11 protein-coding genes are annotated in these 12,565 nt (G+C 70.5%); 5 read left to right on the top strand and 6 right to left on the bottom strand.

Annotated elements, in window-relative coordinates; all coding sequences use genetic code 11:
• Nucleotides 1-171 precede the first annotated feature (171 nt).
• A complete protein-coding gene (locus tag S1361_RS26945; RefSeq protein ID WP_208034502.1) occupies nt 172-2,790 on the top strand; it encodes a glycosyltransferase family 1 protein in 2,619 nt (872 codons plus the stop codon).
• 112 nt (nt 2,791-2,902) lie between these two features.
• Here the strand turns inward: S1361_RS26945 and S1361_RS26950 are convergent, their stop codons facing one another.
• From S1361_RS26950 to S1361_RS26975, 6 genes are all read right to left on the bottom strand, one after another.
• The gene (locus S1361_RS26950) at nt 2,903-3,184 is read right to left on the bottom strand and encodes a hypothetical protein (RefSeq protein ID WP_208034503.1); all 282 of its coding nucleotides are present in this window, start codon (nt 3,182-3,184) and stop codon (nt 2,903-2,905) included.
• 38 nt (nt 3,185-3,222) lie between these two features.
• The gene (locus tag S1361_RS26955) at nt 3,223-3,744 is read right to left on the bottom strand and encodes a DUF1990 domain-containing protein (RefSeq protein WP_208034504.1); all 522 of its coding nucleotides are present in this window, start codon (nt 3,742-3,744) and stop codon (nt 3,223-3,225) included.
• A 72-nt stretch (nt 3,745-3,816) separates the two neighbouring features.
• Nucleotides 3,817-5,457 (bottom strand): M4 family metallopeptidase, encoded by a 1,641-nt coding sequence (locus S1361_RS26960; protein WP_208034505.1) that lies wholly within the window; start codon nt 5,455-5,457, stop codon nt 3,817-3,819.
• Nucleotides 5,458-5,708: 251 nt separating this feature from the next.
• Nucleotides 5,709-7,748, bottom strand: coding sequence for a M4 family metallopeptidase (locus S1361_RS26965; protein ID WP_208034506.1), 2,040 nt, complete (start codon nt 7,746-7,748; stop codon nt 5,709-5,711).
• 428 nt (nt 7,749-8,176) lie between these two features.
• Nucleotides 8,177-8,524: a helix-turn-helix domain-containing protein gene (locus tag S1361_RS26970; protein ID WP_208034507.1), complete on the bottom strand. Its 348-nt coding sequence runs from the start codon at nt 8,522-8,524 to the stop codon at nt 8,177-8,179.
• A 156-nt stretch (nt 8,525-8,680) separates the two neighbouring features.
• Nucleotides 8,681-9,163 carry a DUF3515 family protein gene (locus tag S1361_RS26975; protein WP_208034508.1) on the bottom strand — a complete coding sequence of 161 codons (483 nt, stop codon included), beginning with the start codon at nt 9,161-9,163 and terminating at the stop codon, nt 8,681-8,683.
• A 199-nt stretch (nt 9,164-9,362) separates the two neighbouring features.
• Here S1361_RS26975 and S1361_RS26980 point away from each other — a divergent pair, with 199 nt between their 5' ends.
• The 4 genes from S1361_RS26980 to S1361_RS26995 all read left to right on the top strand — a co-directional run bounded on the left by S1361_RS26980 (nt 9,363) and on the right by S1361_RS26995 (nt 12,372).
• Nucleotides 9,363-9,872, top strand: a complete 510-nt coding sequence (locus tag S1361_RS26980) for an RICIN domain-containing protein (RefSeq protein ID WP_208034509.1) — start codon at nt 9,363-9,365, stop codon at nt 9,870-9,872.
• 136 nt (nt 9,873-10,008) lie between these two features.
• Complete coding sequence (locus S1361_RS26985) at nt 10,009-11,211, top strand: hypothetical protein (protein WP_243769316.1); 1,203 nt, start codon at nt 10,009-10,011, stop codon at nt 11,209-11,211.
• An 88-nt stretch (nt 11,212-11,299) separates the two neighbouring features.
• Nucleotides 11,300-11,764 carry a hypothetical protein gene (locus S1361_RS26990; protein ID WP_208034510.1) on the top strand — a complete coding sequence of 155 codons (465 nt, stop codon included), beginning with the start codon at nt 11,300-11,302 and terminating at the stop codon, nt 11,762-11,764.
• The gene (locus S1361_RS26995) at nt 11,761-12,372 is read left to right on the top strand and encodes a TlpA family protein disulfide reductase (RefSeq protein ID WP_208034511.1); all 612 of its coding nucleotides are present in this window, start codon (nt 11,761-11,763) and stop codon (nt 12,370-12,372) included. Before S1361_RS26990 ends, S1361_RS26995 begins: the two co-directional genes overlap by 4 nt.
• The last annotated feature ends 193 nt before the right edge of the window (nt 12,373-12,565 follow it).

The following is a 12,565-nucleotide window of genomic DNA, read 5'->3' on the forward strand; positions in this document are numbered from 1 at the left end:
AGACCGGCCCCTTTCCTGCGAGTGCCCCTTGACCGGGCCTTGACGCCCCGGCAGCCCCGACACCCCGGCCGGTACGTCCCCACCGACCGCGCGGTAACCACTACCGTCGAAGAAGACGACGAGACGCACAGCGCCGTGCGTCTCACCCCGCGACGCGTCCCGAGGTGGAATGTGAAGGCGATCCGTCGGTTCACCGTCCGTCCCGTACTCCCCGAACCCCTCCGGCCGCTGAGCGACCTGGCGCGCAATCTGCGCTGGTCCTGGCATGCGGAAACGCGCGATCTGTTCCAGTCCGTCAGCCCAGAGGGCTGGGCCGGCAGCGGTGGTGACCCGGTCCGCCTGCTGGGGAGTGTGCGGCCGGCCCGGCTGGCCGAACTGGCCGGGGACCGGCGGTTCCTGCGCCGGCTCACCGCGGTCGCCGACGACCTCGACGACTATCTGACCGGCGACCGCTGGTACCAGGAGCAGGCCGACGGCCTGCCCGCCGCCATCGCCTACTTCTCGCCCGAGTTCGGCATCACGGCCGCGCTCCCGCAGTACTCCGGCGGCCTCGGCATCCTCGCCGGCGACCATCTGAAGGCGGCCAGCGACCTCGGGGTGCCGCTGATCGGGGTCGGACTGCTGTACCGGCACGGGTACTTCCGGCAGACCCTCTCCCGGGACGGCTGGCAGCAGGAGCACTACCCGGTGCTCGACCCCAACGAACTGCCCCTCACCCAGCTGAAGGAGGCCGACGGCACTCCGGCGCACGTCTCCCTCGCGCTGCCCGGCGGCAGGGCGCTGCGCGCCCGGATCTGGCTGGCACAGGTGGGCCGGGTACCGCTGCTGCTGCTCGACTCGGACGTGGAGGAGAACGAGCTCGGCGAACGCGGGGTGACCGACCGGCTCTACGGCGGCGGCGGCGAGCACCGGCTGCTGCAGGAGATGCTGCTCGGGATAGGAGGTGTGCGGGCCGTACGGACGTACTGCCGGCTCACCGGGCACCCGCAGCCGGAGGTGTTCCACACCAACGAGGGCCACGCGGGCTTCCTCGGCCTGGAGCGGATCGCCGAACTGTGCGCGGACGGGCTGGACTTCGACTCGGCGCTGGAGGCCGTGCGGGGCGGCACCGTGTTCACCACGCACACCCCCGTGCCGGCCGGCATCGACCGCTTCGACCGGGAGCTGGTCGGCCGGCACTTCGGCCCGGACGCCGAACTCCCCGGCATCGACGTGCAGCGGATCCTGGCGCTGGGCATGGAGACCTACCCGGGCGGCGAGCCGAACCTGTTCAACATGGCCGTGATGGGGCTGCGGCTGGCCCAGCGGGCCAACGGGGTGTCGCTGCTGCACGGGCAGGTCAGCCGGAGCATGTTCGCGGGGCTGTGGCCGGGATTCGACCCCGAGGAGGTGCCGATCACCTCCGTGACCAACGGGGTGCACGCGCCGACCTGGGTGGCGCCGGAGGTGCTGCGGCTCGGGGCCCGGCAGGTCGGCGCCCAGCGGACCGAGGACGCGCTGAGCGTCGGCGGCTCCGAACGCTGGGACTCGGTCGCCGACATCCCGGACCAGGAGGTCTGGGAGCTGCGCCGGACCCTGCGCGAACAGCTGGTGCTGGAGGTGCGGGACCGGCTGCGGGTGTCGTGGCGCCAACGCGGCGCCGGTGACGCGGAGTTGGGCTGGATCGACGGGGTGCTGGACCCGGACGTCCTGACGATCGGCTTCGCGCGCCGGGTGCCGTCGTACAAACGCCTGACACTGATGCTGCGCGACCGGGACCGCCTGATGGAGTTGCTGCTGCACCCCGAGCACCCGGTCCAGCTCGTGGTCGCGGGCAAGGCGCACCCGGCGGACGACAGCGGCAAGCGCCTGGTGCAGGAGCTGGTCCGCTTCGCGGACGACCCGCGCGTCCGTCACCGCATCGTCTTCCTGCCCGACTACGGCATGGCGATGGCGCAGAAGCTCTACCCCGGCTGCGACGTCTGGCTCAACAACCCCCTGCGGCCCCTGGAGGCCTGTGGCACCTCGGGCATGAAGGCGGCCCTCAACGGCTGCCTGAACCTCTCCGTCCTGGACGGCTGGTGGGACGAGTGGTTCCAGCCGGACTTCGGCTGGGCCATCCCGACGGCGGACGGCGCGGGCACGGACCCCGACCGCCGCGACGACATCGAGGCGGCGGCCCTCTACGACCTGCTCGAACAGCGGGTCGCACCGCGCTTCTACGAACGCGGACGCGCCGGCCTGCCCGACCGCTGGATCGAGATGGTCCGCCAGACCCTCTCCCTGCTGGGCCCGAAGGTGCTGGCCGGCCGCATGGTCCGCGAGTACGTCGACCGGCTCTACGCCCCCGCCGCGCGGGCGCACCGCGCGCTGACCCCGGACACGGCGAGCGAGCTGGCCGCCTGGAAGGACCGGGTGCGGGCGGCCTGGGCCGGGGTGAGCGTGGACCACGTGGAGACGACGGCGACGACTGCCACGGCGGAGCTGGGCACGACGGTCGGCCTGCGCGTGCGGGTGGCCCTCGGCTCGCTGACCCCGGACGACGTGGAGGTCCAGGCGGTGTCCGGCCGGGTGGACGCGGAGGACCGCATCACGGACGCCACGGTGGTCCCCCTCAAACCGACCGGCACCCCCGACCTGGAGGGCCGCCTCCTCTACGAGGGCCCCCTCTCCCTGGACCGCACCGGCCCCTACGGCTACACGGTCCGCATCCTCCCCACCCACCCCCTCCTCGCCTCATCCGCCGAACTCGGCCTTTTGGCCGTGCCGTCGGAGGAGGTGGGGGAGGCAGCGGGCATGGTGCTGCGGTGAGCGTGACCGGCGGTGCCGGCTAGCGCGCGTTGAAGGGGTCGATCGCAAACGATTCCTGAACGCTGAGCAGCCGGCATTCGCCGGTCTCGCTGTGAATCCTCGTCGACGTGGATCATTCCGTCTTGAAGGGTTCCAAGGCCAGAACCTCATGGATGTCGAGGAATCGGCACTCGCCGGTCTCGCTGTGCACCGAAATGCAGTTGGGCCCGTAGTTGAAGTACTTCTCGTCCCGGGTTTCGATATACTTCACGGACTGGAAGCCGAAATGGAAAAAGTCCCCCTTTTTCGTTGCGAATTCGCCGTTGCCGAAAAGTGCGACCTGGTCGCTCCACTCGCCGAACTTCTGACGCAGAGCCTCCGCCGCCAGCCGCTCCGCCTGCCCAATCGTGTACATCAGTGCTTTTGCCGGTTATTCCTGAACGCCGAGTACGGTCATGACTCGGACAGGCCCGCGCACAGTCGCTTCAGTACCGTCCCGCACCTGCGGGCGTACGCGTGTTGCAGGCCGCGGGTGGCCGGGCCGCCCGCGCGGGCGTACCACGCGGCGCCCTTGCTGAAGGCCGCCACGGTGAGCCAGACCGTGCCGTCGCCGGTGCGGTCGACGACGAAGGCCTCCTCGCCGCATTCGGGGTGGCCCTGGAGGGTGCCGTAGGCCCAGCCGGCGCGGCGGGGTTCCTCGGTCGTCCATATGACGCGGCAGGGGGCCCTTATGACGCCGGCCAGGGTGACGGTGACGTCGACGCCGGGTGCCGCGCGGTCGGCGGTGGCGTCGATGCCGACGCCCAGCGCGCGGTGCATCTCCCAGGTCAGGACCGCGTCGGCGGCTCGCCGGAAGACCTCGTGGCCCTCGCCGAGACGGGTGCGGACGAGCATCGGACGGAAGCCGGGCGGGCAGGACGTCAGATCGTCGCGGGTCGCGCCGACCGGCTCATAGGTGAAGGGCGCCGAGGACATGGGTCACAAGGGTAGGGCGGCACCCGGGAGGCCTTCCTCCCGGGTGCCGCCCTGTGTCAGGCCGGAGGACTACTAGCTGACGTTGACCGCGGTCCAGGCGGCAGCGACCGCCTTGTACTCGGTGCTGGTCGAGCCGTACAGCGCCGACGCCGCGTTCAGGGTCGCCGTGCGGGCGGCCTTGTAGTTGGTCGTCGAGGTCATGTACGTGGTCAGCGCCTTGTACCAGATCTGCAGCGCCTTGGCGCGGCCGATGCCGGTGACCGTGGAGCCGTTGTAGGTCGGCGAGTTGTAGGTCACACCGTTGATCGTCTTCGAACCGCTGCCCTCCGAGAGGAGGTAGAAGAAGTGGTTCGCGACGCCGGACGAGTAGTGGACGTCCTTGTTGCCGACGGAGGAGGACCAGTAGTCGGCGGAGCCGCCGTCCTTGCTGGGCTTGTCCATGTAGCGCAGCGGGGTGCCGTCGCCGTTGATGTCGATCTTCTCGCCGATGAGGTAGTCACCGGGGTCGGACGCGTTGTTGGCGAAGAACTCCACACCCGTGCCGAAGATGTCACTGGTGGCCTCGTTCAGGCCGCCGGACTCACCGGAGTAGTTCAGGCCCGCGGTGTTCGAGGTGACGCCGTGGCTCATCTCGTGGCCGGCCACGTCCAGCGAGGTCAGCGGGTCGGCGTTGCCGGAGCCGTCACCGTAGGTCATGCAGAAGCAGCTGTCGTCCCAGAACGCGTTCACGTAGGCGTTGCCGTAGTGCACGCGGGAGTAGGCGCCGACACCGTTGTTCTTGATGCCACTGCGGCCGAAGGTGCTCTTGTAGAAGTCCCAGGTCTCCGCCGCGCCGTAGGCCGCGTCGGCCGCCGCGGTCTGGTCCGAGGAGGAGGTGGAGGCGGTCCCGGTGCCGAAGACGTTGGTCGAGCTGGCCACCAGGGTGCCGGTGCCGGACGTCTTGCGGGCCAGGTTGTAGGTCTTGTGGTTGCCCCGCGCGCTGTCGGTGAGCTGGTACGTCGAGCCCGACTGCACGGAGTTGAGGGTCACCGTGCCGGAGTACAGCGTCTTGCCGGTCGCGTTCTCGATGCCCTGGTACTCGTAGAGCTTCTTGCCGGTGGCGGCGTCGGTGATGACGTGCAGCTGGTTAGGGGTGCCGTCGTCCTGGAAGCCGCCGACGACCGTCTCGTAGGCGAGGACGGGCTTGCCGGAGCCGGCCCAGATCACCTTGCGGGCGCCGTCCGCGGCGGTCTTGGCGGAGCCGAGGGTCCTGGCGGCGGACACCGCCTGCTTCTCGGCCTTCGCGGCGGTGATCTGCGGCTTGAGCGAGGAGACCTTGATGGCCGACTTGGCCGCCTTGGTGACGCCCTCGGTCCCGCCCGACTTGGCGGTGTGCACGATCAGGTCGCCGCCGAGCACGGGCAGGCCCGCGTAGGTGCGCTCGTAGCGGGTGTGGAGGGTGCCGTCGACGTCCTTGACGACGTCCTTGACGACGAGCTTCTCCTTGGCACCGAGGCCTATCCGGTGCGCGGTGTCGGCCGCGCCGGCCTGGGCCTGCTGGATCAGGGTGGTGCGGGCCGCCGCGGACAGCTGGGTGGGGGCCGCCGCGAGGGGCTTGGCCGCCGGCTGGGCGGTGGCGCTGGTGGTGACACCAGTGGCGAGCAGGGCTCCGGCGGCGACAGCGGTGGCGATGGCCAGAGTGGTGCGCTTGTGACGCGCGTAGAGGGGGCTCACAGAAGCTCCTTCTCGTGGGGGAGTCCGGGCAGCGTGGGGTTACTGGCCGGAGTGTGTGGCGTTGTGAAGTTGCTGTGCTGCTGCGGCGGGTGGAGAGAGAGTGACATCAGGGGCGCGTACATGTCAGGACCCTGAAGTGATGTTGGCTGAAACTCGACAGTCTGGTGAACGTTTCAACCGTGTGAACGGGCGCTGTCCGAGGGGGTGGAACCCTCGGACAGCGCCGTGTTTCCGGGTCCGCGGCATGCGGTTTACGGGAAGGTCAGCTTCCAGCTGTTGATCGTCCCGGTGTCGTAGGTGGCCTGATCCTGTACCCGCAACTTCCAGGTTCCGTTGGCCGATTCCGCCGAGGCGTTGACCGTGTAGGTCTCGTTCACGTTGTCCGCCGAGTCGGAGGAGCTGAAGTTCTTCAGCCGGTAGGCGGTGCCCGAGGGGCCGACGAGGTCGATCACCAGGTCACCCCGCCAGGTGTGGGTGATGTCGACGGCAACCTGGAGGTTGCTCGGCGCGTTCCCGGTCCGGCCGGAGACGGTGATGCTGGAGGTGACGGCCGGCCCGTTGTCCGGGACGGACACCGGTGTGGTGTTCTCGTACGACGTGCCGCCGCCCCCGCCGCCGCCGGAGCGCGAACCGACCCCCACGCCCGCCCAGGCGTCCTGCACCGCCTTGTACTCGGCGCTGGAGGTGCCGTACAGCTCGCCGGCCGCCGCCAGGCTGCCGGTGCGGGCGCCCGCGTAGTTGGTGGTGGACGTCCACTTGGTGCTCAGCGCCCGGTACCAGATCTGCAGCGCCTTGTCCCGGCCGATGCCGGTGACCGGAAGGCCGTCCGCTGTCGGCGAGTTGTAGCTGACGCCGTTGACGACCTTGGCGCCGCTGCCCTCGCTCAGCAGGTAGAAGAAGTGGTTCGCGGGGCCGGACGAGTAGTGCACGTCGACGCCGCCGATGCCCGAGTACCAGTTGTCCTTGGAAGCGCCGTCCTTGCTGGGCTTGTCCATGTAGCGCAGCGGGGTGCCGTCGCCGTTGATGTCGATCTTCTCGCCGACCAGGTAGTCGCCGGGGTCCGTGGAGTTGTTCGCGTAGAACTCCACGCCGGCGGCCATGATGTCGCTGGTCGCCTCGTTGAGGCCGCCGGACTCACCGCTGTAGTTGAGGTTCGCGGTGGCGGAGGTGACGCCGTGGCTCATCTCGTGGCCGGCGACGTCGATCGAGGTCAGCGGCTTGGCGTTGCCGGAGCCGTCGCCGTAGGTCATGCAGAAGCAGCCGTCGTCCCAGAACGCGTTCACGTACGAGTTGCCGTAGTGCACGCGGGAGTAGGCGCCGACGCCGTTGTTCTTGATGCCGCTGCGGCCGAACACGCTCTTGTAGAAGTCCCAGGTGAGCGCGGCGCCGTAGTGGGCGTCCGCGCCCGCGGTGGCGGCGTTGGAGCTGGACCCGTTGCCCCAGGTGTCGGAGGACTGCGAGAACAGGGTGCCGGTGCCGGAGCTGCCGTGGTTCAGGTTGTACGTCTTGTGGCCGCCGCGCGCCCCGTCGGTGAGCGTGTACGTCGAGCCCGACTGGGTCGTGGTCAGCGTGACCTGCCCGCTGTACTGGGTGTTGCCGATGCCGGTCTTGACGCCCTGGTACTCGAACAGCTTCTTGCCGGTGGCGGCGTCGGTGATGACGTGCAACTGGTTCGGGGTGCCGTCGTCCTGCAGCCCGCCGACGACCGTCTCGTACGCCAGCACGGGCTTGCCGGTGGCCGCCCAGATCACCTTGCGGACACTGTCCGCGGCCGGCTTGGTCGCGCCGAGCGCCTTCGCCCGCTGCACGGCCTGCTTCTGCGCCTCGGCCTTCGACACGGCCGGGATGAGACCGGCGACCTTCAGTGTGGCGTCGGTGGCCCGGACCACGTCCATCGTCTTGCCGGACTTCGCGGTGGTCACGACCAGGTCGCCGCCGAGCACCGGCAGGCCCCCGTACGTCCGCTCGTACCGGGTGTGCAGCGTGCCGTCGCCGTCCTTGACGACGTCCTTGACCACCAGCTTCTCCTGGGCGCCCAGCCCGAGCCGGCGGGCCTCGGCGGCCTTGCCGGCGTCGGCGTGGCGGATCAGCTCGGCGCGCTGGGAGGGCGTGAGCCTGACGGCGGCGTGGGCCCGGTCGACCTTGCCGGCCTGCGGCTTCGCCGGTGCCGCGCTGGCCGCGCCGGACTGGACGGCGGCGGCGATCAGGGCGGCGACGCCGGCGAGGGCGACGGTGGCGGTTCTGCGGTGCGAGGTGTGGGAGGTGCGTCCGCGAGAGGAATTGCTTCTCAACACTGACTCCTTCTGCGTGACCGCGGGTCGCGCGGCCAGGGGAGACCGGACGGTGGGTTGGGACGTCCGGGCAGAACAGGCGTTACGCGGAACCAGGTGCAGGTGCAGGTGCGGAGCCGGCTCACACGATGTGCAGAAGCTGTGGGGTTGTTGTGGGTCGGCCAGGGAAGAGTGGCAGGAGATCTCGCGACCTGTCAGGACCGCGTCACAAACTTGGCCGGAAATGGTTCGTTGACCGGGAGTTCATGTTCGGTATGCGGACTGTTCGGGGTGTCGGCCGGATCGAGCGGGTCGCTCGCCGGCCACGGGGCCGCACGCGAAAGAGGGCGGCGGTGCCGTCCGAGGCACCGCCGCCCTTGTGTCGCGTGGTGAACCGATCGGGGATCGGTCCGGGTGCGGCCCGCGGCCGGACCGTCACCCCCGTCTCCCTATGCTGCTCGAATCCGCTGCTCCGGCGCCGGCTCGGTCATCCGGTGCCGTGTGCACGCCCGGTCCGCGCAGAGCGCGTCGTGGGCGAGAGCGGAGACGATCGCGGCCTGCGTCCGCGTCCGCTGGCCGATCTTCTCGACGATGTTTGCGATGTGCGCCTTCACCGTGCGTTCCGCGATGCCGAGCTCGCGGGCGAGTTCCCGGTTGCCCAGGCCCGTCCCGAGCAGAAGCAACACCTCTCGCTCCCGGCCGGTCAGCCGCGCCAGCCTCAGCACCGCGGACTCGGGATCGTGCCCGGTGCGCCGGTACGAACAGTTCCCATTCACCGTAACGGACCGCGTGGTCATGTTGGTCCCTCCCGGCCCCGGCCTTCCCAGCAGACCCCCGTGGCCCGGGTTCAGCCGTGATCCACCGCCAACTTACCCGGAGCGCCGGACATCAGCACACGCGTAACGCCCCGACTTCCCTTCTGCGAACGGTGAAGCGCGCCCGCGGGGAAGGGGTCAGGGGGCGTCGATGCAGTGCGCGCGCTGTCGGACCGGGGCCACGAGGCGGGACAGGTCGATCAGGGCAGCGTCCGTCTTGCCCCCGCCCTCGAAGACCACCTGCGTGGCCGGTACCCGGCCATAGGTGACGACGACCTTGCGGCTCTCCGTGGTCTGCCGGGAGTCGATCACCCAGTCGACGCCGTCGACCGCGACGCACATGTCCTCGGTGGGCCCCGGAGGCGTCACGCCGCACCGCAGGACGATGTGACGGTCACCCCACACGGCCACGCCCGGCGCATCGGTGTCCCAACGGGAAAGTCCCCCCAGGGATTCGGGGGCGGAAGAGGTGATCCGCCGGCACGGCGCCGCGTCGGCGTCCTTCGCGGCGGGTACACCGGGATCGCGGTGGGCGAGGACCTGACCGGTGACTGCGGCGATCGCGCCGAGGACGCACACCCCGATGGCGAGCACGATCCGGTTCCGGCGAGTGGAAAACACGTTGGCGGGCTCGACTTTCCGGTGAGGGCAAGCGGTCCTGCAGCACGGTAGAGCACCTGGGAGCCCGGGTCCGAACCGGCCCCGCCACACCTCCCTTTCGGGCAATGCCCCTTGGTACACCTCCCCAACAGACCTGGTAGCGCCCCTGGTTCGTGCCTAGGTTCGATCGCCGTACGAGACGACCGACCAAGGAGACGCGATGCGCAAGGCAGCCACCTCGTTCGTGCTCGCCGCCGTGACCACCGGAACCATGGCCGCGGTCGCGGCCCCTGCGGGGGCGGCGCCCCAGGCCCGGGACCCCTACGCCCACACCCGGCTGGAGCGTGTGTGGGCCCCCAACGTGTGCCTGTCGATGGGCGGGAGCACGAGGAACAACGCGCGTGCCGTCGTCGGCAAGTGCTCCAGGACCGACAAGACGCAGCGATGGACCCTGAAGCGGCTGAACCACGGAGGCTCCGTCTTCACCATCAAGAACGACAAGTCGGGCAAGTGCCTGGCCCTGGACTCCGCCGCCCACGTCGTCCAGGCCACCTGCAAGCCGTCGTCCAAGAGCCACCAGTGGTGGCTGTCCAGCTCCCACGTCGTCAACGTGGCGAAGAACAAGGCGCTCGCCTCCAACTCCAGCCGTCCCGGCTCGAAGCCGTACCTGGAGAAGATCGACTGGAACGGCGGCCCGGGCCGCGTCCGCCAGGAGTGGGGCCTGTCCTGACCCCGGCGGTCCGGTTTCCGGGGTCCCGGCCGGGACCCCGGAAACCGGACCGCCCGGACCCCCGGCAGGTGACCGCCGCCGGCCACCGCCGCCCTGACGGCCCCAAGTACCTCCGGAGAGAGGCAGAAACCCTCACATGCAGTGGCAGCGATCAGTGCCGCGCGCCCTCGCGGCAGCGGCTGTTCCCGCCGTCCTCCTGGCTTCCTCGCTGACGCCCGCGTCCGCCGGGGAAGCCACCCCGCGGTCCGCGGGCGAGGCCGTGTTCGTTCTCGACTCCGCACACGGCACGTTCACCACCGGCAAGCAGGGCCTCACCGGCCATGCCGCCGGGGTCAAGCCGGTCGCCACCTACATCGGCAGGGCGACCGACACCCAACTGCTCACCGCCGGCGGGCAGAAGGTCATCGCCGACGTCACCCTCGCCGCCTCCCCGGCGAAGAACGAGCGCGCCGCCTGGGCGGCCTCCTCGCACTTCGTCGACGTGTCCTGGCCCGACCTGGGCGCGGGCCGCTACACGGTGTACCGCGACGGCGTCCGGATCGCGGCCACCACCGGGCACAGTCTCCGCGACACCGGTGTGCGCGCCGGCAGCGAGGTGAACTACCAGATCTCCGGCGAGGCCGGCGGGCTCGGGCACACCTGGGGCCTGACCGCCACCGTACCCACGGCCGACGACACCGCCACGCTCACCAAGACGGCGCAGCGGGTCGAGGAACGGGCGCGCAGGTACACCAAGACCGCCGTGGTGTGGCGGTCGTTCATCCGCCAGAAGTGGGCCAGCGTGCCCAAGGAGCTGGGCAGCATCTCCGGCTGCAAGTACACCCGGGGCTATCAGTACAAGGGTGACAACCGCGGCTTCTCCAGCAAGGTCACCGGTCCCTCCTTCCGGGCCGGCCTGCGCGGTGTCGTCTACTGGACCAAGTCCCCGTACGACCTCTTCCCGGAGACCGGCTGGACGAAGGTCTACCGCAACGGCGTGGAGGTCGACCGGCGCAAGGCGTCCACCAGGGGCATCGACTTCCGCACCCGGACCCGCTTCGACGGCAAGACGCGTGCCGTGCACGGCGAGATCGAGGCGACCGACCCCTTCTGCCCGTCCGGTGGCATCCGCCGTGCCGGCATCGGCGTGTTCTACGACGCCCGCCTCGCCCGCAACGGTGACTTCTACGTCTCGGGCAAGTACCGGCAGGCCCCCGACCACGAGATGTACCTCTACGGCTACACCAGCGGCAACCGGCACTCGACGAAGACCGTGCACCAGTCGAAGATGCGCAGTCTGCTGTGCCTGTCCCAGCCCGCCTGCGAACTGGGCACCATCGGCAACTCGGGCGGCTACTGACCCCCGCCCTCCCGGCCCTCCGGGGCCGGGAGGACAATGACCGCGAAGTGGTTCGCCACCGGGTGACCCACCGTCAAAGGGGGAAGACATGACCGTCACATGGCGCGGCGCCCTCTCCTACGCGCTCGTCGTCACCGTCCTTTCGTGGCTGACCGGAGCCGTGGTGGACCTCGCCTGGCAGGCTGTCGGCGGAAGCGTCGGGACATGGGTGACGACCTGGCTGCGGGACCCGTGGAGCGCGGTCTTCCTCGTGGCCGCGGCGGTCACCCTGACGATGACGCGCCGGCTGACGGATCCGCTGCCCATGTGGCGCGTCCCCCTGATCGACGGTTCCGCCTACCTGGCCGTACTGCTGGTCTGCGCCGGACTGTCCTCCTGGACCGCCGGAGACGAGGCACCGGCCGACTCGGCCTTCGTGGTGGCGATCCTCGCCCTGTTCACCCTCCAGTTGCCCGCCGCATGGCTGCTGAGTGCCTGGCGGGCCCGCCACCTGGAGACCGTCCTCACCCGGGCCGGTGCCCGCAGCCCGTCCGCCCGGCTGACCGAGCGATGACGGGCGCGCGGCCGTACACGGCGGCGGCCGGGGTGCTGGCGGCCGGCGTCCTCCTCGCCGGCTGCACCGGCTACACGCCCGCCGACGACACCGGCGGCAGCGGCGGCGGCTCCTCGCTCACCCGCACGCTGAGCGAGCAGGACCGCCCGGCCGCCCCCGACCTGGACGGGACCACGCTGGACGGCGAGACGGTCCACCTGTCGGACTACCGGGGCGACGTCGTCGTCGTCAGCGCGTGGGGTTCCTGGTGCGGACCGTGCGTCGCCGAGGCCCCCGAACTGAAGGAGTTCCAGCGGAAGTGGCGCCACCGCGGAGTGCGTGTGCTCGGTCTCGACAACGACGCCGACGGCGGTCGGGGACTGGCCTTCCAGAAGAAGCACCGCCTCGGATTCCCGTCCCTGCGCGATCCGCAGGGACGGCTGGGCCTCCGGCTGCCGCACGGCCTGGTCAACCCGCAGGCCCTGCCCTACACGGTCGTCGTCGATCCGCGGGGGAGGATCGCCGCGTCCCGCATGGGGGCGGTGACCGAGGCGGAACTGGCGGACGTCGTCACCCCCCTGCTGAGGGCTCCGCGACCGCAGCGGTCCCCGGCACCCTCCCGTCACTGATCACTGATCACTGATCACTGATCACTGATCACTGATCACTGATCCCGGCCGCACGCGCGAGCACCGGTCCCGGACCGATGCCGGCGGAACGTGCCGCCGGGCCGGGTCCGGTCGCGACTCCGGTGCCGTACGGGTGCCGGCGGAACCGGACGCCTCGCCCCTCCGGCCGAAACTCGGTGGGCGATGTCGGTGG

The sequence above is a fragment of the Streptomyces cyanogenus genome, from assembly GCF_017526105.1.
Classification (GTDB): domain Bacteria; phylum Actinomycetota; class Actinomycetes; order Streptomycetales; family Streptomycetaceae; genus Streptomyces; species Streptomyces cyanogenus.

Bases quoted from the DNA above. Each gene is read 5' to 3' on its own strand.
- S1361_RS26950 (WP_208034503.1), bottom strand. From the start codon at position 3,184: ATGTACACGATTGGGCAGGCGGAGCGGCTGGCGGCGGAGGCTCTGCGT.
- S1361_RS26955 (WP_208034504.1), bottom strand. From the start codon at position 3,744: ATGTCCTCGGCGCCCTTCACCTATGAGCCGGTCGGCGCGACCCGCGAC.
- S1361_RS26970 (WP_208034507.1), bottom strand. From the start codon at position 8,524: ATGACCACGCGGTCCGTTACGGTGAATGGGAACTGTTCGTACCGGCGC.
- S1361_RS26980 (WP_208034509.1), top strand. From the start codon at position 9,363: ATGCGCAAGGCAGCCACCTCGTTCGTGCTCGCCGCCGTGACCACCGGA.
- S1361_RS26985 (WP_243769316.1), top strand. From the start codon at position 10,009: ATGCAGTGGCAGCGATCAGTGCCGCGCGCCCTCGCGGCAGCGGCTGTT.
- S1361_RS26990 (WP_208034510.1), top strand. From the start codon at position 11,300: ATGACCGTCACATGGCGCGGCGCCCTCTCCTACGCGCTCGTCGTCACC.
- S1361_RS26995 (WP_208034511.1), top strand. From the start codon at position 11,761: ATGACGGGCGCGCGGCCGTACACGGCGGCGGCCGGGGTGCTGGCGGCC.